Raw genomic sequence first — 21,930 nt, forward strand, 5'->3', positions numbered from 1 at the left:
TGGTTGTGTTTAGAGGACGATCTCGCGCTGGCTTCGCAGCGATTCCAGCGCTTTATCCGCGAGGTACAGCGCACGTTCACCATCATCGCCGCTGCAGTCAGGTACCGCTTCGCCGCGCAGGACCGCGACAAAGTGTTCCCATTCCGCGGCGTAAGCGGATTTGTAGCGCTGCAGGAAGAAGTGTTCCGGCAGCGCGCTGGTGCAGCCCTGTTTGCCGTAGTGCTGCACCTGGTTTTCCAGAATGTTGCCCGCGCACAGCAGCCCTTCGGAGCCGTGCAGCTCCAGGCGCTGGTCATAGCCATACGAGGAGCGGCGGCTGTTGACGATGGTCGCCATCGCGCCGGAGGCGTATTTCAGAACGATAAACGCGGTATCGATATCTCCCGCCTCGCCAATCGCCGGATCCACCAGGTTGCTGCCCTGGGCATACACCGACACCGGCTCTTCCCCCATAATGAAGCGCGCCATGTCAAAGTCGTGGATGGTCATATCGCGGAACATGCCGCCGGAGACGCGCACGTACTCCGCAGGCGGCGGAGACGGATCGCGGGAGATAATGAGCAGTGATTCCGGCTTGCCGATGCGCCCGGCCTGAGCCTCGGTTTTCACGCGGCGGAACTGCGGGTCAAAGCGGCGGTTAAAGCCAATGAACAGCGGCACGTCGTACTCTTTGACCACCTTCAGGCAGTCGCGCACGCGGGCAAGGTCGAGGTGTACCGGCTTTTCACAGAAGATGGCCTTGCCGTGGCGGGCGGCCATTTCAATCAGGTCCGCGTGGGTGTCGGTGGCAGAGGCAATCAGCACGGCATGAACGTTAGGGTCGGTCATCGCTTCAGTCAGGCTCTGCTGGCGGGCCTGATACTGCGTGGCGAGACGGGTGGCAAATTCCTGATTCGGGTCAACCACGGACCAGAGCGTGGTCGCGCTGTGGCTGGCGATGTTAGCTGCATGTACCTGGCCAATTCGGCCAGCGCCCAGTAAAGCAATGTTAAACATAACGGCTCCCGGTGTTGGTGAATGCTGTGAACTAACGACCCTATAAATAAAACATTTATTTCATTTTTATAAATAGTGAAAATTATGTTTTTGAGCGTGGGTTAACACTTTTGAGATGAATGAGATAAATTCTGTTATCAATCTCACAACATGGAAGACGGAGCAGCTCACCCCTCACCCCGGCCCTCTCCCCAAAGGAGCGAGGGAGAAAAAACTGCACCAAACCCTCCCCTCTCCCCTTTGGGGAGAGGGTTAGGGTGAGGGGAAAATGAAATGAAAATTTCGTTACGATGGAAAAACTTAATACTGACGGGCTTTTTTCACCTGCACCTGCGTTTGCTCCGCGGCTTCGCGCACGGCAGGTGACGCCGCCACCTGCGCATCACCGGTGCGCCACCAGGAGGCGTAATCGTGGGTCATGGTCTTTGGCAGCACCTTGATGTCGAGCAGCGTGGGGCCAGGATGCGCGCGGGACGCCTCCAGCGCCGCCAGCAGGCTTTGCTCATCGTTCACCCGCCACGCGTGACAGCCGTAGCTTTCCGCGTTTTGCGCAAAATCGACCTTCACCAGCGGCCCGTCAAGCTGCCCGGTTTCCGGATTGCGATGGCGGTTTTCCGTGCCAAAGCTGCCCATGCCGTGCCCCATCTGCAGGTTGTTGATGCAGCCGAAGCTAGCGTTATCAAACAGCAGAACGGTGATCTTAATGCCCTCCTGCACCGCGGTTTGCAACTCGGAGTGCAGCATCATGTAGGAGCCATCCCCAACCATGGCGTACACCGGCTGCCCGGGTCGGGCGAGCTTCGCGCCAATGGCTGCCGCAATCTCGTAGCCCATGCAGGAGTAGCCGTACTCCAGATGGTAGGTGTCAGGCGTTTTGACCTGCCAGAGGCGCTGTAAATCTCCCGGCAGCGATCCAGCCGCCCCCACCACGATGGCGTTATCTTCCACATGCTGGTTGATGAGCCCCAGCACCCGCGTCTGGGTCAGGCGGGTGTTGAGCGTCTCGCCGTACTCCGCCAGTTGCGCATCGAGATGCCCTGCCACTTCAGGCGCGTCGTCAGGACGCCACTGGCGATCCCACAGGCGGCGGCACTCGTCGCGCCAGGTGGATTTCGCCTGAACGATCGCCTCTCCCCAGCCGCTGCGGTACTCCCCGAGCGCGTGGGTTAAGGCCTGCAGCCCGGTTTGGGCATCGGCAATCAGCGCGGTGGCGTCCAGCTTCAGGGCATCAAACTCGGCCACGTTCAGCAGCAAAAATTCCACGTCCGGATGGCAAAAGAGCGCCTTGGAGCCGGTGGTAAAGTCGGTCAGGCGCGTGCCGATGCCGATCACCAGGTCGGCCTGCGGCGCGAGCTGGTTGGCCGCCATTCCGCCCGTCACGCCCACCCCACCCAGATTAAGTGGGTGGTCACTTACCAACGCCCCCTTTCCGGCCTGGGTTTCAGCAAACGGCAGCTGCAGCGTCTCGACAAATTCGCGAAACGCCTCATGCGCGCCGGAATAGCGCACACCGCCGCCGCACACCACCAGCGGCCGACGTTTACGGGCGATCAGCGCCCGCGCCTGCGCCAGACGCTGCGGGTCCGGCGGACGACGCTCGATGTGATGCACGCGACGCGCAAAGAAGCTCAGCGGGTAATCCCAGGCTTCCCCTTGCACGTCCTGCGGCAGGCAAATTGTCACCGCACCGGTATCTGCCGGGTCAGTAAGCGTTCGCATCGCGTTTAGCATCGCGCTCATTAATTGCTCCGGGCGGTTGATACGGTCCCAATAGCGAGAGACCGGACGGAAGCAGTCGTTAGTGCTGATGCTGAGATCGTGATACTGCTCAATCTGCTGCAGCACCGGGTCCGGCTGGCGGCTGGCGTAGATGTCTCCTGGCAGCAGCAACAGCGGAATGCGGTTTGCCGTAGCGGTCGCCGCGGCGGTGATCATATTGGCGGCCCCCGGCCCGACGGAGGAGGTGACGGCGAAAATGCGCTGACGACGGTGCTGTCTGGCGAATCCCGTCGCCATGTGGGCGATGCCCTGCTCGTTGCAGCCCTGCATCACCTGCAGATGGCCGGGATCCTGCTCCAGCGCCTGGCCGATACCGAGCACGTTGCCGTGTCCAAAGATAGTGGCGACGCCCTCCACGAAGGGCGTTTCGTTGCCGTCAACGCTGACGTACTGTTGGTTAAGAAATCTGACCAGCGCCTGGGCCATGGTCATTCGTTCGGTTTGCATAACACCTCCTGTCAGCCCAGCGTCGGCATGGAGAACGCCGCGCCGGTCTCCTGCTGCATTTCCGGCCAGCGCGCGGTGATGGTTTTCATTCGGGTGTAGAAACGCACGCCGTCGTTGCCATGAACGTTGAGCGCGCCAAAAATCGAGCGCTTCCAGCCGCCGAAGCTGTGGAATGCCATCGGCACCGGGATCGGCACGTTGACGCCCACCATACCCGCCTGCACCTCTTCGCAGAAGCGGCGTGCGCAGCCGCCGTCACGGGTGAAAATGGCCGAGCCATTACCATATTCATGGCGGTTAATCAGATCCACCGCGCTGGCATAATCTGCTACGCGCACCACAGAAAGCACCGGACCAAAAATCTCTTCTTTATAGATGGTCATCTCCGGGGTGACGTTATCGAACAGCGTCGGCCCGACAAAATAGCCCTGCTCGTGGCCCTTCACGCTGAAGCCGCGACCGTCCACGCGAAGCGTCGCCCCCTGCGCTTCCCCGCTGTCGATATAGCCCAGCACCTTGCTGCGGTGCGCGGAGGAGATGAGCGGCCCCATTTCGTTCTCCGGCTTCTGGTCCAGACCCGGCCCAACGCGCAGCGCGGCAATCTGTTTTTCCAGCCGGGCGCAGAGCTCATCGGCGGCTTTATCCCCCACCGCCAGCACCACCGAGAGCGCCATGCAGCGCTCGCCTGCCGCACCGTAGGCCGCGCCCATAATGGCGTTGGTCGCCATCTCCATGTCGGCATCCGGCATTAAAATGCAGTGGTTTTTCGCCCCGCCCAGCGCCTGACAGCGCTTCCCGTGGGCAGACGCGGTCTGGTAAATGTATTCGGCAATCGGCGTGGAGCCGACAAAGCTAACCGCCTGCACCCGCGGGTCAGTCAGGAGCACGTCGACGGACTCCTTGTCACCCTGCACCACGTTGAACACGCCGTCCGGCAGGCCAGCCTCTTTCAGCAGCTGCGCCAGTGCCAGCGCCAGCGAAGGGTCTTTTTCCGACGGCTTCAGCACGAAGGTGTTGCCGGTCGCCAGCGCAATCGGGAACATCCACATCGGCACCATCGCCGGGAAGTTAAACGGCGTGATCCCGGCGCAGACCCCGAGCGGCTGCATCAGCGAGTGGCTGTCAACGCCGGTACCGACGTTCGCCGAGTGTTCACCCTTTTGCAGATGCGGAATGCCGCAGGAAAATTCCACCACTTCCAGGCCGCGGGTCAGTTCGCCCACCGCATCGGAGAAGACCTTGCCATGCTCTTCGCTGATGAGGCGGGCCAGGCGCTCCATATTCTCTTCCAGCAGCGCCTTGAAGCGGAACATCACGCGTGCGCGCTTAAGCGGAGCATGGCGCGCCCACGCCGGAAACGCCTGCTGCGCGGCGGCAATCGCTTGCTCCGTTTCCTGTGCCGTACTCATCACCACCTGGCGGATCTGCTCGCCGGTGGCCGGGTTGAAGATCGCCTGAACGCGCTGGCCTGAACCGGTGACACATTCGCCGTGAATAAAATTCGCTACCGTCTCCATCCTTAACCTCTCGCTGTTGATACGTGACTTGACCTGAACACTGTGTACTGAACACTATATATGAAACAAATATTCCATTTTAAGTTGAAATAAAATAAATGATGATTATTGTGATCAAGGATGGATTTTTATGTTAACAGCCAGCATCACTGACGCCGCGTGCGCTATTAAGGGATTTCGGGCGAGGAAATGACTGAAGCTTCTGTTTCATTTTTGCTGCCAGATGGATGGCCGACATTTAAAAGACGCGGTTTTGCGTTTAGAATCATAAGACTGTATTTGGGGGATAACATGACGACAGCAACCAGCCTGAACGAACTGCAGCAGCAAATCCGCGATCGCTACGATAGCCTGAGCAAGAGGCTGCAGCAGGTCTCCCGCTATGTGCTGGATAATACGAACAGTGTGGCGTTTGATACGGTTGCCGTCATTGCCGAGCGCGCCGACGTGCCGCCGTCGACGCTGATCCGCTTTGCCAACGCCTTTGACTTCACCGGCTTCAACGAAATGAAACAGCTGTTTCGCATGAACCTGGTGGAGGAGACCGCCAGCTACAGTGACCGCGCCCGGCTGTTCCGAGAGATGGAGAGCGAGGCTGTGCCGGAAACGCCGCTCGATATCCTGCAGGAGTTCGCCCGTTCAAACGCGCAGGCGCTGCAGCAGCTGGCCGCCCGCGCCGAGCCGGAGATGCTGGAGCGCGCGGTACAGCTGCTGGCCGAGGCCGACACCATCTACATCGCCGGTCTGCGCCGCTCTTTTAGCGTCGCCGCGTATCTGACCTACGCCCTGAGTCACCTCGAATGTCGCCCGATTCTGCTCGACGGCATGGGCGGGATGCTGCGCGAGCAGATCAGCCGCATTAAGGCGCGCGACATTGTGGTGTCGATCAGCTTCTCGCCATACGCGGAAGAGACGGTGATGGTCAGCGAAACTGCCGCCAGCGTCGGCGCGCAGCAGATTGTGATTACGGACAGCCAGATAAGCCCCCTGGCGACATTCAGCGATCTCTGCTTTGTGGTGAAAGAGGCGCAGGTGGATGCGTTTCGATCTCAGTCGGCGACGCTGTGTCTGGTGCAGTCGCTGGTGGTGGCGCTGGCGTATAGGTTGGGTGAAAAGTAAATTCCGTTGACAAAATGATATAAAAAAAGCCCCTCATTTTAAAGGGGCCTAAATTTTAATCGCAAACTTAACGTCTGATTTAAGCGAAAAAAGAATGCATTAATTATTATCGTATTTTACATCCACATAATTCATCTTTCAGAAAAATTTGAAAGAATATTGCACCTTTGCTTTATAATTTCCAATTCAGATTTGGAAGCACCTGTCCTATTAATCCAAACATCAAAAATATTAATTAGTGTCAAAATATTATTTCTTATTCTGCTAACTATCGTTTTACAATCTAAAGCAACTTGGGTTGGACAACCATTCATCTTTGGTATGCAATCGAGTACCATTGCAGCCACCAGAGCTGTAAAGATCACTGCCTCTTCATCCATATGAGGTTTTACAGGATCAAATCCGACCTCAGAAATATAAGCGTCAACCGAAAGTATAGAAGGATGGATAAATTGAGAGGAAAGAGTATAAAAATAATCAAAAAATTCAATATCTTCATTACATTTTGAGCTAGCAGCCATTCTATAGTTTGAAATTTGGTCTGGATATTCCTCACCAGTTATGACATTCACTTTTATACGTCTATTTTCTTTACCATTATCGTTTTTTTTATATTCATATGTGCCATTTTTCATCCCAACAACAGCATCGACTAACGTAAAAATAGCTTTTGGCTCATGCTGAACAACGAGTATGTGTAAGTAACTTTCATAAATCGTCCTTGTTAATTTAATTATATCTTCAGAGAATTGCTTCTCCTTTAAAGTATATATAGTTCGCAATGTTTTATGGGCACGACAAACACATAGAGCTTGATATTGTTCAACTGACAACATGCTTAATTCATCGTTTTTCGAATAAAGAAGTGAGTTTAGAAATTTATCATTTGCTAGGCCCATAGCATAAATCGTACATTCAATATCTTCTGAAAGAGAATTTAGAATTTCATCAAACTTTCGAGAATCTTCAGAATCAGCAGGATCTCCGCCATATTGATTGTACTCATCAATAGCATTATCCCATTCCTGCAACACTTTCCCTGTATATTTATCAAGATTTTCCTCGGCAAGAAGATACCCTGTCTTTTTATATGCATAAATAATTGCTGGATTAATCCCTGCTTTATGCATCGCCTCCACACCATCTCTTGTCACATCTCTTTCAGAAAAAAGATAGCGTCCTAGAAAAAGTGGATCTTCTTCTCCTGGCTCTCTTTCGAAAACCCTAATAAAGTGATTTTTACATTCATCAAATATATAAACCATTTCATGATTCAAAGGCATTTTTATTGTATAAGAATCATCATTATCTTCTACAAATTCAAAATTTTTACTTTTACAACAATTCTTAAAATTTATACCAGAACCACAAGGACAAAGTTTTTTCGACTTTTTATTTCCCATAGCAACCTGACTACCTAGTAAATTTTTTAGGCTGAGTAGATTAGACGATTTAATTTTAGTTCATAAAAAAACCCTCTATAAATAGAGGGTTTTAAATGATTTCACTCCCACTCTATCATAAACAACGAGAAAATAACCATAAAAATCAGCAACTTACTAAAAATCCAACGTGATTGACCATGAAAAATACCATGATAAAATCGGAAAGGTAGAGCTCGGCCGTTATCGAGTATCGACATCATCTGACCGAGCGTCCCCTGCCAAAGCCATGGTCATCTGACGTAACAGAATGGCCAGCTCTGCTAGATCACCATTGCGACGAACTTCAGCAAGCAATTCTGCCGCATACGTCGGGTCTGCGCGGAAGAGCTTGACCATGGCCGCATCATGCGATGCATCTTTCATATGGTTCCCCCTCTTGCAGTCCGCTAACTCATCATCTCAAAATTCATACTTTTCTTTACGCTGAATGAATGCATCGCGCCCTCCTTCAAGGATGCTTGCAACTTGATCACGAATCATCGGTACATCAATTGATCCCTGTGCCTCTAGGCCAAGGCAACCCAAATTCTCAGCCGCGGTAAAGACACCGATCCACTCAGCGTCACCAAATACAGGGATGTTCGCGTTGTGTGTCGAAAAAAGGAACTGTCGACTGGTCTTGGCACTCCTCAGCTCGGTGACGATTCGTTCCGCGATGAAGGCATTGTCTAAGTTATCCTCCGGCTGATCCATGATTAACGGGTCGACGTTCTCCAGAAGTAGCATGTGCAATATCGCCGTGCATTGCTGCCCAGTAGATAGTTTGCTCAATGGGCGGAATACCGGGTCAGCCTGACCGTGTGCAACGTTTAGGGAAATGTCTACCCGATGATCTAGCTCCAGTGCCTCTAGCTCCATGAGCTGCGATGGCTGGAGTTTAGTAAGGGCCTCGGCCACCATCTGAGTGACACCCCATTCCTGTTGAACATCGGCCGAACGATTCTGGATCGACTGAGCCAACGACAACGGACTGATCGTCTCAGCCTCTTCGATCCACGCCAATCGCTTTTCCCCAACGCCTTCCAGCTTGCAACCCAGCAGGAAATTCAGCAGCGGAGAGCGATCGGCCTCCGGCACGATTTCGACCTTGAGTTTTCCTTGAAGTCGCCTGTTCAAGCGTTTTGCAGCCTTTTGTAGGGCCTGAATGCGCTGCCCCCGTAGGTCGGACAGTTCGGCCAACAGGTTGCGCCGCTCTTGCTTCAAAGTATTGCCTTGGCCTTCGTGTGTTGACAGCTTTGCTTTCATAGGCTTTATGCGCTCGATATCACCCATGAGCCGCTGATAGGCTGCACCGACTTCCTGCCCACTTTTACCCGCCGCCGAAGGAAGCGTCCGAAGCGCCTTCTCCAGTTCGACCTCATGTCCTTGGATGGCCTGCTGCCAAGCATCTTGCTGAACGTTAAGCTTGCCTGACGCCTCATCCAACAACGTCGTCATGGATGTCAGATGGCCGGTGAAGACTTGACTGATCCCCTCCAGCGTCGTGCGCACCGCTGTCAGCTGAGCTACGTCAGGTAGCCCTTCGAGAGCTTCATCACTGATAAAGGCGAGGTCGGGCATGCTGCTTCTAAAGTCCGCAAGGGCGTCTTGCAGAGACCGCACGCTTTCAGCAGCCCCCTTGGCAATCTCTCGCTCTCTCGCTATTAGCGAGGTCTTTGCCAGCTTTTCCTTGATGCCAAGTTCTTCAAACCCACGTAGCTGCTCCTCCAACTTCGGTAGGCGATCCACCTGCGCCTTCACATCATCAAGGTCGGAAAAGGACTTCACTAGCTTCCGTTGGTTTTCTGTCAAGCGCCTATGAACATCAGTGCTCTTACTCTCATAGTCCCCGTCCTGAGGAAGAAAGCGATCCAATAACTGCAAGCGGCTGGTTTCGTCCTGAGCCAGCTCGTAAATCTCGTTCTGTCCATAAATATCAATACCAGGCAGCAAGTCTCTCGGGAGAAGTGTCGAGACGTTGCCGTCCAAGTCACGAACAATCGGCGGTTCACCATAGCGCCGTGAGACTGTGTACTGCCTGCCGTTCTGAGCTGACGACAACACCATCAGTTCTAATCGGCCAGCAGCCCGGCCAAGGTTCTCCTTGATGATCTCTTGATGGTGCTTCAGGGCCTGCCTGCCCTTGGGTGGAAAGTCCAAGGCGTAACGCAAACATTCGAGCAAGGTAGATTTACCTGTCCCTCGACCTCCGATGACGGTGTTGAGATGATCGGAGAAGTCCACGCGGACACCATCCAAGTACCCACCCGTGATAGTCATGCGGAGCACCTTGCCAATCGGACTTTCGACCTGCTGCGAGTTCAAGCGGATTCGCGACTCCGGGTCAAGGAAAGCTACCTTGAACGCCGCAAAATTGGGCCGCGTCATCTTGATGAGGCAAGTGGCTCCAGGCTGCTCCAAGTCTTCTGGCTTGGCGACATCTTTGGCATTGATGACAGCTATAAGTCGCTCGCGGCGGTAGGCATCGTCCCTGTTTAGCAGCACCTTGCGGTAAAAATCGCTTTCAACCCCCATTAAGTCATCTACCGGCCCTGGAATCTGGGCCGAACGCAGCTTAGGTAGCTTCCATACGTGATTGAGACGGTTCTTCAATACGCCACTATCCTGCGTGCAATGCGCAGCGTAGATGAAGCCCCCGAGCTGATCGACCTTATCGATCAGCTGTTCGGAACTCAATTGAGACGGGCAAACGCCATCTGTAGGGTCAAGCAGGTCGAGCCTGCCAAGATAGCGTTCTAGCTGCTGCCCCGTCGTCTCCTCGGAAAATAGGCAGACGTAATGAGTCTTATCGTTCGAGGCGATTTCAAAGCCGGGAAATACCACAATCCCGTGGGGTTGAAGAACATCACGCAATGCGTTAACGCTGGCCACACTGCCATGGTCAGCCACGCCAACTACTTTAATGTCTAGTTCAAGGCATTTCTGGAGGAGTGCTTGGTTATACCCCGCCTCATCAAGCCCGTGATCTGCTCCTCTATAGGTGCCGTTGTAACCGACGGGATTGACCTGGAGCGCGCAGCGCCAGAATTTCGCAGATGTGTACTGATCGCTCATACTCTTCCTTGTTTTACCTAAATTCGATAGCTATCAACCCCAACGCGCTGCCTCCGCCGCGATGTGCGCCGCCAGAGCAGATACGAAGGCCCTATATCCTTCAGACATCGGCAGATATTTTTATGGATAAGAAGCGACACTAGCCCTCCTTACGTGTCGAGCATATCCCACTCGTCACCTAATACCCATCGCAGGGCAGAAAGCTTCCCATTGAGCATCCCCCATTCAAAGTCGCTCCAAGGCCCAGTATCTTCGTACTTCTCTCTGACCCGTTGAGCTGCTATTTTTGCTTGGCTCAGGATGTCTTCGTGGATCACATCATTGCCGTAGCGCTCGGTTCCAGAAGGAACAACCTCTATATCACCATTATCTAAATGATAAATCATGTTCATGTGACGGTTGTACCAAACCTTATCGAACAACTCGTCCATCGCTGAAATTATTTCCTGAAGCCCGCGAGTTTCATCCTCCCAGGCAAAGCTATTCTCATAATGAAACTCTTCCAGATCGAGGAGATCTTCAATCGCAGAGTTCGTAGAGTTAAAGAATATTGATGCGCTTCCGTCGAAAATATCTGCAAAGTCTTCGTGTGGCTGCCTATGATCTTTTCCGGAAAAATCTGTGACGTTATGGGTAACGAACCTGAACGTTTCGTACTCATTCGCGCGTGCTACTTTAAACTCCAGAAACAACTCGGCCAATACCGCGTCGGCAACACTGTTTTTCTGCTTATGAAACGGCGCTTTCTTCGCGATCGCCCTCTCTGCTGCCTTGATTTTAGCGCTATCGGAGACCGCAATTTTGTGGGCAGTTTCGAAAAGTTTTAGAACGCGATTTACCGTGCCCTGAGTCGCCTCCGAAATTATTGGAAGCCGATGATTAACATCATCCAAGGCTTTTAGCGCAGCATCTTTTCCTTGGCCACCAAAAGACTCAACAGCAGATTTAACTACCCGAAACTCATTTGCAAGTCGCTTGCGTGTAGCCTCAATGACCCTATCTTTATTTCGCTCGTACTCTACACGTATTAAATCTGGAAGAAGAATTCTGATACTACCATCCTGTACCAATTGCTCTAGAGCAGCAAGCATAGGCAATTCCGCTTTCTGAGATGAAATATCAAGCCAAACGCAGGTATCGAGCATGATGAGGTGCAATATATTTCTCCAAAGATTCACCGGCGCGCAAAACGACCAAGCCGATTTTGTTAAATAACCTTGACGATTTCTAATTATCACTCACGTCATAACTTGATGACTCGCGCCATAATGGCGAGGACATCACCCTGCAGCCTGCGAAAGTCGTTCATCATCGCTTCAACATCCACCGGCCGCGCACCTTGGCCGCGCTTCTCTGCAAGCCAAAGTTTCAGCAAGCCAGCGACTCGGCCAAGGTCGCCATTGACCTTGCCCAAGTCGGCCACGGCTTGCAGGTCAACAACCGAGCGGATCGGCTCATTCAAACCAACGGCGCGCAGGAACGCCGACTGAGACATGCCCGCTTGCGCGGCACGCTCTACCAGCTCGGCGCGCTCGTCCTCGGTCACGAAGACCTTGATGTATTCGTTCCGAGGCCGGGTACCGTACGTCGTCTTTTTCTTCTCTGCCATTCGTCTCTCGCTCATGCCAGAGCGACAGCCAGGTGGCGCAGCAGCGCGCCTTTCCTTTGGTGCCGCATCGGGCTTTTGATGTTCGGTCGCGGCAGCGACGGTGGGCCTCGCAGAGCAAGATGCCGTCGAACCGCAGGTGAGTAAGGGGCGGTGTTGGGGGGAACAGGCGTAGCCTGTGGACCCACAACACACATCTTGCCGTCTGTCTGAGCGCAACTCAAAGAAATTTAACTCTGATAGCCGCTTCGATAAGGCATGTTGCTTTTAATTTCCTTGAATTTCGTTCGGTTTACTTAAGTTGCCTAGCGCTGCCTTAATTCAGGAGTGAATTGCCTAAAGTTGCCTAAAATTGCCTTGAATTCACTTGGCCGGAAAAATTTAAATGGACGGAGCAAGCAGGGAAGAGAACGCCATGACCTGAAGCCAACATACCGCTCCGACGATTCGGTTATAGCGTCTCCGATCCTCACATAGTCAAGAATTCCTGTGGTCGCTAGAATGCCCGTGTTCCAACAACTGAGCAGGGCCTAATTGGCACCAAAAAGGAGCACGAAAAATGGCTAGGAAAACTCTTTCTGAGCGCCGATCTGATGCTTTTTCTGAGCTAGAGATGGCTAAGGCGAGGCTTGCAAAACTCGACAATGAAGCAGCAGAAAGAATCGGGAGAATTGCAATAAAATCGGGATTAGTTAATCTGGAGCTTACGGACGATCAGATCCGGGAAGAATTCGACAGAATCGTTGAAAGGATAAGCAAGGGGAATAGACCATGAAGACAACTCACCGCATAAGTGCTCTGGCTGATCAACTCAATGAACTGCAAGCCTGCCTAGGTCAAGCTAGCAGCCAATCTAATAGGTACGTTGTGGAGGCTCAGCGCATTGCCGCCCGGCTCGCTTCTTCACTTGAAGAGTGGCACTTGGAGACGCTGCACATCCCTGAAACGGAACGTTGCCTCTATCGCGTTCAGAATCCTTACTACGCGGCTCACTGACACCGCACGCAGCCCTGTCAAAAGCCCACTTCGGTGGGCATTTTTTTGTCCCGAAACAGACGTTTTCGGGACACTATCCTCCCCCTCAAAACTCTTCTAAGAACATACTTTAAAACAGGTACTTAAGCGTCTACTTTCGTCCCGAAATACGACGTTTGCGGGAACAGTAAGCCTATGTTTCTATTGAAAAAAGAAGCCACAAACCCTAGAGGTCATCGGGAAATGCGGCAATAATCGAACCTCGGACGACGACGAAACGAGGTATTCGATATGGAAAAAGAATCGCAAAGTACGTCAGCTTTTACCGCCCGGATATTTCGCCGAGGTGCGGCACTAGCTGTGGCAATGGCAACTACAGGCTTCGGCGTAGGTCTCTACATGACACCTGTACCGGCTTACGCCATCTACTGCTCTAACTGCTCGACGTTCTATCAACAGATGTTCGAGTACGCCGAGCAGGTCAACACAGCGCTGAACACCGCCGAGCAATTGCAAACGCAGATTCAGCAATACCAAAATATGGTCACGCAAGGCACAGGGTTGCCCGATTCAATGTTCAGCAGCATCGCGTCTGACTTGAAAAGCGTCGTCAACATCTACAACCGCTCGCAGGCGTTGGGCCGCCAAATCCAGAACATGGATTCGCAGTTCAACACAGTTTTTCCGGGCTTCGAATACTACCTAAATCAAGCAGCTAATTCGGCAGAGGCCCCGGCGCAGGATCGCTATCAAAAGTGGTCGCAACAGGGCCGCGACAACGTAAAAACGGCGATGGAAGCGGCGAACTTCAATACCAGCACCTTCGAGTCCGAGGATGCCCAGCTAGACCGCATGGTTGCTCGTTCGCAGTCGGCCGTTGGTCGTATGCAGGCGATTCAGGCGGGCAATGAAATTGCCGGGCAAAACGTGCAGCAATTGCAAAAGCTGCGCGACCTGCTGGCCACGCAAATCAACATGCAGGCCAATTACATGGCTCAGCAAGGCGACCGGAAGGCTGCGAGCGAAGCCACCGAACAGCAGTTTGAAGCCCGCAAAAACACACGCGGCGGCGTTAAGGAGTACTGAGAGTGACTATTTCAAAATGGATCATTGCGTTGATGTGCGCCGGCTCCGCCCTGGCCGGTTACATGGTTACCGTCATGTTTAAAAGCAACGGTGAATGTACTGCGGTGGCAGAGCAACAAATGCAAAAGCGTGACGCTGATGCGTCATTTGAGGCGCGCCCGAACACTCGTGGCGGCGTGAAGGGGTACTAGCTATGGATCGCCTATTGTTCTTTCTCGCCTTCGCAAGTCTGTTCGTGGCCGGAGATGCTATGGCCGCAACCGACCTTTCACATGCCGATACATCGGTTCAAGGCCTACTCGACCTAGTTCTACAACAGTCGCACCAGTGGTCAGCGAAGCTCTATGAGTATGCGATCCGACTGTTCTGGCTGCTGGCCTCGATTCAGTTTATTTGGACGTTCATGCCTCTGGTCATGAAGCAAGCCGACTTCGGTGAGATTGTCGGCGAACTTCTGCGCTTCGTGCTGGTAATCGGCTTCTTTCTTGCAGTTATGAAGTACTCAGTAGAGTGGTCGACGGCCATTGTCGATAGCTTCCGCGATGCAGCAGCATCGGCGAGCGGCCTCGGGCGCGCATTAGAACCCGGCGATATGCTTGCCGTTGCGCTGGATTTTGGCCGCACAATGGTAAAGGGCATTTCGGTATTTTCTCCAGCTAAGGGACTTCTGATCGCTGTATGCGCAATCCTTGTGTTGGCGTGTTTCGCCTTCATCGCTGCATTTATGTTTGTAACGCTCGTAGAGTCCTACGTAATCATCAACGCGTCCGTGCTGTTCTTAGGCTTTGGTGGCTCGCAATGGACGCGGGACTTTGCAATTGCGCCAATGCGTTTCACCGTTGCGATTGGTGCCAAGCTATTTGTATTGACCTTGATTGTCGGCCTAGTTGTACAGTCTGCTAAGCAATGGTTAGCAGCCTATACAAATGATGAAGCGTCATTGATGACGATGGTCGGCTTAGCCTTAGTGTGCTGCTATCTGACCAAAACTATTCCTGACCTGATCGGCGGCATGATTAGCGGCACTTCCATGGGCGGTGGCTCGGCCATTGGTGGGATGGCTGTGGCCGGGGCAGCCGGGGCGGCGGCGGCGGTTGCCACCATCGCCACGGCAGGGGCGGCCACTCCAGCTGCTGCCGGTGCTCTTGGCGCTGCGGGTACTAGCGGCGCCACTGGTGCAGGGGTAGCTGGTGCAGGTGGGATTAGCGGCGGCGGTCTGGCTTCTGCGATCAATTCCAGTTTTGCCGGTGGTGGTACGCCAGCAGCAGCGGCAACTAGCGGCGCTGCGAGTACGGGCGGCCAAGCGGCCGCCCAGAGCGCTTCGTCGGCCGGTGCCCGCGTGGGTGGCAGTGCCGCCCCTCAATCGTCGGGCGCGGCTCCGCAGCAGCCTAGCAGTGGCGTGCAGCAGGCGACCAGGCAGGCTGGGAGGGACGCACAGGGCAACGACGACAAAAACCAGCAAGGGACACCGAAAGCTGGACTTGTTGGCTCTGGTAACGCCCTTTCCCAAGCGGCCAACGCTAGCGCAAAGGCGCTCGGCGTGATGACCTCGATGGCAGTGCCGGGAATGGAGAATGCACACTCTCTGTCTCTTGGTGCAGGAGCTCCGCCATCTGCGCCTGACGCCAACTCGACCGTTCCAGCCGATAGCGGGGAAACTGCACAAACGGAATCTAACATCATCCGTCCAGTCTCGGACGCAAGCCCCGCTACAAGTCGCCTAGCCTCGCTCAATGTGCCCGGCACTGCCTCAAACAACGATAACTTGGAGTAATAACCATGATGGCCGTACTTATGTTCGCTGGATTCGTAGTATTTGCATCGACGTTCGCAATTGGTATGTGGGCGCTCGGTCGATGGCTACGTAGCAAGGGCTACGGGCCGCAACTCGATAGGTTGGATCGCCAGTACACGGCCTTGCAGCTTCGAGTAAGCCCGCTCGCCTTGTCGGCCTCCTATCACATGTTTGCCGGGGCACAGGCTATGAATCGCCTGCCTTTGCTGGGCAGCAAGAATAACGCATCGCTGAATCAGCAAGCATTGATGGCCATCCAGGCAGCGCAGGAAGCACAGAAACAAGATAGTCCCGGCAAGCGGTGATCGCTGACCAGCCCCACGCAACCCCGCCTCAGTGCTGGCGTGGGGCTTTGCCATTAGTAATACGCACGGACTTGTCTCACTCCGTCCATCACCCTCTGTAAAGCCCGACGCTGCGTTCTGAGCGATTCTAGGGGTACATGCCCCTACACGCGCTACTGGAGCCTCTTCGGCCTTCGAACAATTTCAACCAGCCCCGCCGCACTACCCACTTCCCTTTTTGGTGCCCAACGGCCGTAGGCCGACCAAGACCAGCAAGCGATGAGCTGCGCCAACAAGGCGCGGCGCTTAGCGCGCATGCTGGAGATTCTTAGAGAATCTTGGATGGAATTTGCGAAGGGCCCGCAAAGGCCCGCCGTTGCGGGGATTTCAGAAACCGGCCGGGTACTGTTAAACAGGGGATTGGGTACTGTTAAACAGGGGGTGGGGTGCCGTTAAACAGGGGGCAGCAGCGTTACAGTCGGATGCCTTGGGTCGCCCGATTTCCCATTTGCCCTTAGCATACTCGCCTACCCTCCAACCCACGGCAGCAAGCTCGGCCAGCGCCTTGCGTGCCGTCTGTCGGCGTTTTTTGACGGTATTCGGGTTCGTCGGTTCATCCGGCCAAACATAGCCGCATAGCGTGTCTAGCTGTATCCGCCCCGACTTACCGAGGTCAATCCAGCCGCACAGTCGTTGGTGAATCAAGCGGGCGGGGTCGGTCCGTAGTTTCCTAACTTCGGCCATATCTATGCGGATGTGCTGCCCGCCCATGATTGCGCGAGCAATAAGGGGGTTCAATGCCACGTACAGCTTGCCGTCCTGCTCATCACTTGCGTACTCGGACAGCAAACGGAAGCCCTGCCGCTTCCTATCGTTTTGCGCAATGATAGAGACTTTCCAGAGTCTCTCAATGCAATCGCGTACTGGCCTAGTATTGTCGATATCCGCATAGCCAACCTCACGGGCTAGCGACCGATAGCTACCCTTGACCACCATCGCATTCTGCTGGACGGCTTCCCATTTGGGTTCGAGAAATAGCCGGAGCTGCCTACCGGCTTCTGTCTGAGGATCGGGAGAAAGCATAAGGCCAGAAGGCCCAGCCATTGCTACCAATCCTTGCAGGATGCGGAGATCGTCAGCCCCAAGCGGTTCCGGCCCACTAAACTCGATACGCTTGCCATTGCCGTAGTCATATGCAACGTCAAGCTTGCTATGCTTTCGTTCGCCACGTTTGAGGCTACGGAACAGGCCGGGTGCTAGACAATGCACCGGGTCGTGCCGGGCGTGAGTCAAGTCATGCTTGCTCACGCTGACGCCCCTTTCCGCTGTCCTGCTTGGCGTCCAATAGCTCCACCGGCAGCAAAACGCCGCCGTCGCGGCGTTGATACCATTGGTCATGCGGAGTAGCGTCGTAATTCTGCTTGCTAACACCAAAACGAACAAAGAAGCCGCGCCGGTCTTTGCCGATGGGCTGACGGTCATAGGCGCGGTCGCTTAGGCTCTTGGCCTCGTCCTCGGTCATCTTTGCGACGAAGCCGCACCAGCGGGCATTGTCGATTAGGGCGGATGCGCCTCTTGCGGCCTGTTGTTGATCCGTTTGCCCCTCACGAGCGCTACCTTTGCTAACGTGATGCAGGTAAAGAACAGAGGCCCCGGTACGCGCTGCAATGTGCTCCAGCGTGGCGACAAGCTTGGCCATGTCGCCATTGCTGTTCTCGTCGCGGTCATGAATCCGGCTCAGTGTATCTAGTACGATCAGTCGAGCGCCGGAACAGAATTTGATTAGGGCAGCGCGTTGAGCGTCATCTAAGACGTTCATGAGCGTACCCATGACGGGCTTGATTGTCAGGTTCTCGGCGATGTTTTCACGGGCCTGCTGATTCAGGTGCTGACCGATGGCATGAATACGGCGCACCAGTGCGACTTCCGGGTCTTCTCCAGCGAAATAGACCACGCGGCCAGTGCACGCGGGGGCAAGGCCTACAAGATCGCCACCGGCAGCGCTGCACGCGATGGCCATTGCCGCTTCCAGCGCCCAGAAGCTCTTACCCGTGGCTCCGGGAGCCACCAACGCGCCTACCGTCCCAGCAAGAAAGCCCGGCCAAATAAAGTCTAGTGCGGGCGGTTCGTTCTCGAACGCTGCCCGTAAGTCAATCGCCACAATTCAGGCCCCCATTCCGGGACGAGGGGCCGAGCCGGAATGTTTGCATGCATCAATCCATGCCTCGACCTCAGCTAAATCCCACACGACCTTTCGACTGCTAAGTGCGATGCGCAGAGGGAATTTTCCCTGCTTTTCAAAGTTGTAGATCGTGCGCTCGCACAGTGGAATCATCTCCAGTAGTTGCTTTTTGCTTATGAGAACTTTACTCGATTTCCTTAATTGTCTTTCCATACCGAATACCTCGTTTTCTCATCGTCCGAGGTTTAATTATTGCTACACAATGCCGGTAAGTTCCAGCACTATTATCCTAATTTTTCCTTGAAAATCAATGAGTTAGTCGTCTCGCAAACGTGTAGTTTCGGGACAGCGATAATCACCCAATCGCTTGTTTTTCCGAAAGTTTTTTAAGGAGATTTAGGAGAGAAAAAGCGTCCCAAAAAAGTCTATTTCGGGACAAAAAAAAGCCCACCGGAGTGGGCATTTCGCGACAAAAATTCAGGTCTCAAGGCTCCGAATCAGTCCTTGAGGCGGGGCTTCCTGATCGTCCACTCATCAATCATGTCCGCCCAGTCCTGGAGCATTGCCCGGCGCTGATCGCGGTACTCGGCCTTGTTGTAGACGGCTCGAACACCCTTCTGTTCGTGCGCAAGACACTTCTCGATCCAGTCAGTGTTATAGCCCGCCTCATGCAGCAGTGTGCTGGCTGTGCGCCGCAAGTCGTGCGGGCCGAACTTGCCAAGAGACACCCCTTCCTTTTGAGCCAGACGATAGGTCAGCGTTAGCACCTGATTGAGCGTGGCGCTACTCATCGGCAAGTCCGAGTCATAGCGAGATGGCAGTACGTACTCCGAGCCGCCCGCGAAGGTTTTCAGGGCAATGAAAATGTCCAGTGCCTGCTTAGATAGGAACACCAAATGGGAATTGCGACGCTTCATCCGCTCCTTGGGGATCGTCCAGAGTGCCTCAGTGAAATTTATTTCGCTCCACGTTGCGTTGGTCAGCTCGCTCTTGCGCACCATCGTCAGCAACAGCAGCTTGGCGGCTGCTCGGATGGAAGGCGTAGTGCCAATGCGTTCCATGTACTGGTACATCAAGCCGATTTCATCGGGTGTCAGCGCTCGATCTCGCGGCTCGAACTTTGCGATGGTCGTGGGACGCACCAAATCGGCCGGGTTCTCGACCTTCTGGCCGCGTTCGATAGCCCAGCGGTAGACCTGCAAGACAATCTCTCTTGTATGCACTGCCGTTGCCGGTGCGCCTCTCTCCACGATGGCATCGGTCAGCGCTCGCAGGTCTTCGTGGGTAATCTCGGCTAACTTGTGGTTACCAAATTTGGGCTTTAGCTCGCGCTCGTAGACCGAGCGGCGCATATCCCGGGTGGACTCGGCCATCTGGTAGCCGCGCAACCACTTTTCGGCCCAAGCGCCGAATGTCTCAGCATCCTTGACGCGGGCTTTGTCCCGCGCCTTCTCCTTGGCTGGAGATTTCCCTGCGGCGATCATCTTCTTGGCTTCGCCCAGCCGTTCGCGAGCTTCCGCCAGCGTGATCCCTCCGACGCCGTAACGGCCGAAAGTGATGGTCTCCTGCCTGCCGTGGATTGAGTAGTTGTACCGGAATGAAATGGAACCCGCAGGCGTGATGGCCACGTAGAGGCCGTCACGGTCATTCACTTTATAGAGCTTGTCCTTTGGCTTGAGGTTGCGCAGCTTGGTATCAGTCAGCATGGTCGGGTTGGGTTTCCTCTTAAAAATACCATGCTCAAAAATCCCACAAATCCTCGCAAAAAACCCTTTAAGGACAATGAGTTAAATCTATTCAATACCATGAACACTCAATCAAAGGCGGCATGGTATCGAGTACCGAACATGGCATCAGTTTCAAATCGTACCATCCATCGTGCCATAGGAACGGGGTGCTTGGCGATGCGAAAATTTGCCAGATAGTGCAAGCTCGGAATGAGCCTCGAAATGAAAAAGCCCGCAATTACGCGGGCTTAGAGGGGAGTTAATGCTCTTTAGTGCCGGTCTATGCCGGATACAGGATCACTCCCACATCATTCCCACTCAATCGTAGCCGGTGGCTTACCGCTGATGTCATACACCACGCGGGAAATACCGTTCACTTCGTTGATGATGCGGTTAGACACGCGGCCTAAGAAGTCATACGGCAGGTGCGCCCAGTGCGCGGTCATGAAGTCGATGGTTTCCACCGCACGCAGGGAAACAACCCAGTCGTACTTGCGGCCGTCGCCCATTACGCCGACGGAGCGAACCGGCAGGAACACGGTGAACGCCTGGCTCACTTTGTTGTACAGGTCAGCTTTGTGCAGCTCTTCGATGAAGATTGCGTCTGCGCGACGCAGCAGGTCGCAGTACTCTTTCTTCACTTCGCCCAGCACGCGCACGCCAAGACCCGGGCCCGGGAACGGGTGACGGTAGAGCATGTCGTACGGCAGACCCAGTTCCAGACCGATCTTACGCACTTCGTCTTTGAACAGCTCGCGCAGCGGCTCAACCAGACCCATTTTCATCTCTTTCGGCAGGCCGCCCACGTTGTGGTGAGATTTGATGACGTGTGCTTTACCGGTAGCGGAGGCGGCAGATTCAATCACGTCAGGGTAGATGGTACCCTGCGCCAGCCACTTCACGTCGTCCAGCTTCAGCGCTTCTTCGTCGAACACTTCCACGAAGACGCGGCCGATGATCTTGCGCTTGGCTTCCGGATCGTTCTCGCCTTTCAGCGCGTCCAGGAAGCGCTGCTCGCCTTCCACGTGAACGATGTTCAGACCAAAGTGGTCGCCGAACATGTCCATCACCTGCTTAGCTTCGTTCAGACGCAGCAGGCCGTTGTCCACGAAAACGCAGGTCAGGTTTTTGCCGATGGCGCGGTGCAGCAGCATCGCGGTCACGGAGGAGTCCACGCCGCCGGAGAGGCCGAGGATCACTTTGTCATCGCCAACCTGCTGGCGGATACGCTCAACGGCGTCGTCGATGATTTTAGCCGGGGTCCACAGGGCTTCACACTGGCAGATGTCACGCACGAAGCGCTCCAGCATGCGCATACCCTGGCGAGTGTGGGTCACTTCCGGGTGGAACTGCACGCCGTAGAAGCGTTTTTCTTCGTTTGCCATGATGGCGAACGGGCAGCTTTCGGTGCTGGCAACGGTCACGAAGTCAGACGGGATGGCGGTGACTTTGTCGCCGTGGCTCATCCACACGTCCAGCAGCGGTTTACCGTCTGCGGTCAGGGAGTCTTCGATACCGCGCACCAGCGCGCTGTCGGTTACCACTTCTACCTGCGCATAGCCGAACTCACGCTCGTTAGAACCTTCTACGTGGCCGCCCAGCTGCATTGCCATGGTCTGCATGCCGTAGCAGACGCCGAATACCGGCACGCCAGCTTCGAACACGTACTGCGGCGCGCGCGGGCTGTTCTCTTCGGTCGTGCTTTCCGGGCCGCCGGACAGGATGATGCCGCTTGGATTGAATTCGCGAATCTGTGCTTCCGTGACATCCCACGCCCACAGCTCACAGTAAACGCCCAGTTCACGTACGCGACGCGCCACCAGCTGAGTGTACTGAGAACCGAAGTCCAGGATGAGAATGCGATGTTTATGAATGTTTTCCGTCATTGACGCTAATTCCGAGGCAAGTGAAACAAAAA

The 21,930-nt window shown here is 54.5% G+C and carries 20 protein-coding genes; 7 read left to right on the forward strand and 13 right to left on the reverse strand.

Translation table 11 applies throughout. The features are described 5' to 3' along the window. Nucleotides 1-9: 9 nt before the first annotated feature. The 3 genes from iolG to SP99_RS16430 form a co-directional block, all read right to left on the reverse strand. Nucleotides 10-996 (reverse strand): inositol 2-dehydrogenase, encoded by a 987-nt coding sequence (iolG, locus tag SP99_RS16420; protein WP_045284575.1) that lies wholly within the window; start codon nucleotides 994-996, stop codon nucleotides 10-12. A gap of 300 nt (nucleotides 997-1,296) precedes the next feature. Next, nucleotides 1,297-3,222 (reverse strand): 3D-(3,5/4)-trihydroxycyclohexane-1,2-dione acylhydrolase (decyclizing), encoded by a 1,926-nt coding sequence (gene iolD, locus SP99_RS16425; RefSeq protein ID WP_047959217.1) that lies wholly within the window; start codon nucleotides 3,220-3,222, stop codon nucleotides 1,297-1,299. A gap of 11 nt (nucleotides 3,223-3,233) precedes the next feature. Beyond that, nucleotides 3,234-4,739 carry a CoA-acylating methylmalonate-semialdehyde dehydrogenase gene (locus tag SP99_RS16430; protein WP_047959218.1) on the reverse strand — a complete coding sequence of 502 codons (1,506 nt, stop codon included), beginning with the start codon at nucleotides 4,737-4,739 and terminating at the stop codon, nucleotides 3,234-3,236. 291 nt (nucleotides 4,740-5,030) lie between these two features. On the opposite strand from SP99_RS16430, the gene SP99_RS16435 reads away from it, so the two are divergent. Further along, nucleotides 5,031-5,858 (forward strand): MurR/RpiR family transcriptional regulator, encoded by an 828-nt coding sequence (locus SP99_RS16435; RefSeq protein ID WP_047959219.1) that lies wholly within the window; start codon nucleotides 5,031-5,033, stop codon nucleotides 5,856-5,858. A 131-nt stretch (nucleotides 5,859-5,989) separates the two neighbouring features. On the opposite strand, the gene SP99_RS23215 is transcribed toward SP99_RS16435, so the two are convergent. The 5 genes from SP99_RS23215 to SP99_RS16460 all read right to left on the reverse strand — a co-directional run bounded on the left by SP99_RS23215 (nucleotide 5,990) and on the right by SP99_RS16460 (nucleotide 11,966). Continuing rightward, a complete protein-coding gene (locus SP99_RS23215) occupies nucleotides 5,990-7,261 on the reverse strand; it encodes a DUF5677 domain-containing protein (protein ID WP_156167803.1) in 1,272 nt (423 codons plus the stop codon). 222 nt (nucleotides 7,262-7,483) lie between these two features. Continuing rightward, a complete protein-coding gene (locus tag SP99_RS16445) occupies nucleotides 7,484-7,666 on the reverse strand; it encodes a hypothetical protein (RefSeq protein ID WP_047959220.1) in 183 nt (60 codons plus the stop codon). A 36-nt stretch (nucleotides 7,667-7,702) separates the two neighbouring features. Next, the gene (locus tag SP99_RS16450) at nucleotides 7,703-10,357 is read right to left on the reverse strand and encodes a TrlF family AAA-like ATPase (protein ID WP_014594305.1); all 2,655 of its coding nucleotides are present in this window, start codon (nucleotides 10,355-10,357) and stop codon (nucleotides 7,703-7,705) included. Between the two features lie 149 nt (nucleotides 10,358-10,506). Further along, nucleotides 10,507-11,502 (reverse strand): PIN domain-containing protein, encoded by a 996-nt coding sequence (locus tag SP99_RS16455; protein ID WP_014594306.1) that lies wholly within the window; start codon nucleotides 11,500-11,502, stop codon nucleotides 10,507-10,509. A gap of 98 nt (nucleotides 11,503-11,600) precedes the next feature. Next, a complete protein-coding gene (locus SP99_RS16460; RefSeq protein ID WP_025998503.1) occupies nucleotides 11,601-11,966 on the reverse strand; it encodes a plasmid mobilization protein in 366 nt (121 codons plus the stop codon). A 556-nt stretch (nucleotides 11,967-12,522) separates the two neighbouring features. Here SP99_RS16460 and SP99_RS16465 point away from each other — a divergent pair. From SP99_RS16465 to SP99_RS16490, 6 genes are all read left to right on the forward strand, one after another. Next, the gene (locus SP99_RS16465) at nucleotides 12,523-12,738 is read left to right on the forward strand and encodes a TraC family protein (protein WP_010370235.1); all 216 of its coding nucleotides are present in this window, start codon (nucleotides 12,523-12,525) and stop codon (nucleotides 12,736-12,738) included. Then, nucleotides 12,735-12,959, forward strand: coding sequence for a hypothetical protein (locus SP99_RS25105; protein ID WP_010370232.1), 225 nt, complete (start codon nucleotides 12,735-12,737; stop codon nucleotides 12,957-12,959). Before SP99_RS16465 ends, SP99_RS25105 begins: the two co-directional genes overlap by 4 nt. A gap of 270 nt (nucleotides 12,960-13,229) precedes the next feature. After that, nucleotides 13,230-14,024 (forward strand): P-type conjugative transfer protein TrbJ, encoded by a 795-nt coding sequence (gene trbJ, locus SP99_RS16475; RefSeq protein WP_047959221.1) that lies wholly within the window; start codon nucleotides 13,230-13,232, stop codon nucleotides 14,022-14,024. A 2-nt stretch (nucleotides 14,025-14,026) separates the two neighbouring features. Next, nucleotides 14,027-14,215, forward strand: a complete 189-nt coding sequence (locus tag SP99_RS16480) for a hypothetical protein (RefSeq protein WP_047959222.1) — start codon at nucleotides 14,027-14,029, stop codon at nucleotides 14,213-14,215. A gap of 2 nt (nucleotides 14,216-14,217) precedes the next feature. Further along, nucleotides 14,218-15,798, forward strand: coding sequence for a P-type conjugative transfer protein TrbL (gene trbL, locus SP99_RS16485; RefSeq protein ID WP_010370224.1), 1,581 nt, complete (start codon nucleotides 14,218-14,220; stop codon nucleotides 15,796-15,798). A gap of 5 nt (nucleotides 15,799-15,803) precedes the next feature. Then, the gene (locus tag SP99_RS16490; protein ID WP_010370221.1) at nucleotides 15,804-16,124 is read left to right on the forward strand and encodes a hypothetical protein; all 321 of its coding nucleotides are present in this window, start codon (nucleotides 15,804-15,806) and stop codon (nucleotides 16,122-16,124) included. Between the two features lie 387 nt (nucleotides 16,125-16,511). Here SP99_RS16490 and repC read toward each other — a convergent pair whose 3' ends face one another. The 5 genes from repC to guaA all read right to left on the reverse strand — a co-directional run bounded on the left by repC (nucleotide 16,512) and on the right by guaA (nucleotide 21,898). After that, nucleotides 16,512-17,411: a replication protein C, IncQ-type gene (gene repC / locus SP99_RS16495; protein ID WP_041930863.1), complete on the reverse strand. Its 900-nt coding sequence runs from the start codon at nucleotides 17,409-17,411 to the stop codon at nucleotides 16,512-16,514. Further along, entirely contained in the window at nucleotides 17,398-18,264 is an 867-nt protein-coding gene (locus tag SP99_RS16500) for a helicase RepA family protein (RefSeq protein WP_017123059.1), read from the reverse strand. Before SP99_RS16500 ends, repC begins: the two co-directional genes overlap by 14 nt. Nucleotides 18,265-18,267: 3 nt before the next feature. Then, a complete protein-coding gene (locus SP99_RS16505; protein WP_010370213.1) occupies nucleotides 18,268-18,498 on the reverse strand; it encodes a helix-turn-helix transcriptional regulator in 231 nt (76 codons plus the stop codon). A gap of 284 nt (nucleotides 18,499-18,782) precedes the next feature. Beyond that, the gene (locus tag SP99_RS16510; RefSeq protein ID WP_047959223.1) at nucleotides 18,783-19,991 is read right to left on the reverse strand and encodes a tyrosine-type recombinase/integrase; all 1,209 of its coding nucleotides are present in this window, start codon (nucleotides 19,989-19,991) and stop codon (nucleotides 18,783-18,785) included. A 329-nt stretch (nucleotides 19,992-20,320) separates the two neighbouring features. Further along, nucleotides 20,321-21,898: a glutamine-hydrolyzing GMP synthase gene (gene guaA / locus SP99_RS16515; RefSeq protein WP_023294284.1), complete on the reverse strand. Its 1,578-nt coding sequence runs from the start codon at nucleotides 21,896-21,898 to the stop codon at nucleotides 20,321-20,323. Nucleotides 21,899-21,930 lie beyond the last annotated feature (32 nt).

The organism is Enterobacter sp. BIDMC92 (assembly GCF_001030225.1).
In the GTDB taxonomy this organism is placed as follows: Bacteria; Pseudomonadota; Gammaproteobacteria; order Enterobacterales; family Enterobacteriaceae; genus Enterobacter; species Enterobacter sichuanensis.

Coding starts and splice junctions, on each gene's coding strand:
- iolG (WP_045284575.1), bottom strand. CDS start 996: ATGTTTAACATTGCTTTACTGGGCGCTGGCCGAATTGGCCAGGTACAT.
- iolD (WP_047959217.1), bottom strand. CDS start 3,222: ATGCAAACCGAACGAATGACCATGGCCCAGGCGCTGGTCAGATTTCTT.
- SP99_RS16430 (WP_047959218.1), bottom strand. CDS start 4,739: ATGGAGACGGTAGCGAATTTTATTCACGGCGAATGTGTCACCGGTTCA.
- SP99_RS16435 (WP_047959219.1), top strand. CDS start 5,031: ATGACGACAGCAACCAGCCTGAACGAACTGCAGCAGCAAATCCGCGAT.
- SP99_RS23215 (WP_156167803.1), bottom strand. CDS start 7,261: ATGGGAAATAAAAAGTCGAAAAAACTTTGTCCTTGTGGTTCTGGTATA.
- SP99_RS16445 (WP_047959220.1), bottom strand. CDS start 7,666: ATGAAAGATGCATCGCATGATGCGGCCATGGTCAAGCTCTTCCGCGCA.
- SP99_RS16450 (WP_014594305.1), bottom strand. CDS start 10,357: ATGAGCGATCAGTACACATCTGCGAAATTCTGGCGCTGCGCGCTCCAG.
- SP99_RS16455 (WP_014594306.1), bottom strand. CDS start 11,502: ATGCTCGATACCTGCGTTTGGCTTGATATTTCATCTCAGAAAGCGGAA.
- SP99_RS16460 (WP_025998503.1), bottom strand. CDS start 11,966: ATGGCAGAGAAGAAAAAGACGACGTACGGTACCCGGCCTCGGAACGAA.
- SP99_RS16465 (WP_010370235.1), top strand. CDS start 12,523: ATGGCTAGGAAAACTCTTTCTGAGCGCCGATCTGATGCTTTTTCTGAG.
- SP99_RS25105 (WP_010370232.1), top strand. CDS start 12,735: ATGAAGACAACTCACCGCATAAGTGCTCTGGCTGATCAACTCAATGAA.
- trbJ (WP_047959221.1), top strand. CDS start 13,230: ATGGAAAAAGAATCGCAAAGTACGTCAGCTTTTACCGCCCGGATATTT.
- trbL (WP_010370224.1), top strand. CDS start 14,218: ATGGATCGCCTATTGTTCTTTCTCGCCTTCGCAAGTCTGTTCGTGGCC.
- SP99_RS16490 (WP_010370221.1), top strand. CDS start 15,804: ATGATGGCCGTACTTATGTTCGCTGGATTCGTAGTATTTGCATCGACG.
- SP99_RS16505 (WP_010370213.1), bottom strand. CDS start 18,498: ATGGAAAGACAATTAAGGAAATCGAGTAAAGTTCTCATAAGCAAAAAG.
- SP99_RS16510 (WP_047959223.1), bottom strand. CDS start 19,991: ATGCTGACTGATACCAAGCTGCGCAACCTCAAGCCAAAGGACAAGCTC.
- guaA (WP_023294284.1), bottom strand. CDS start 21,898: ATGACGGAAAACATTCATAAACATCGCATTCTCATCCTGGACTTCGGT.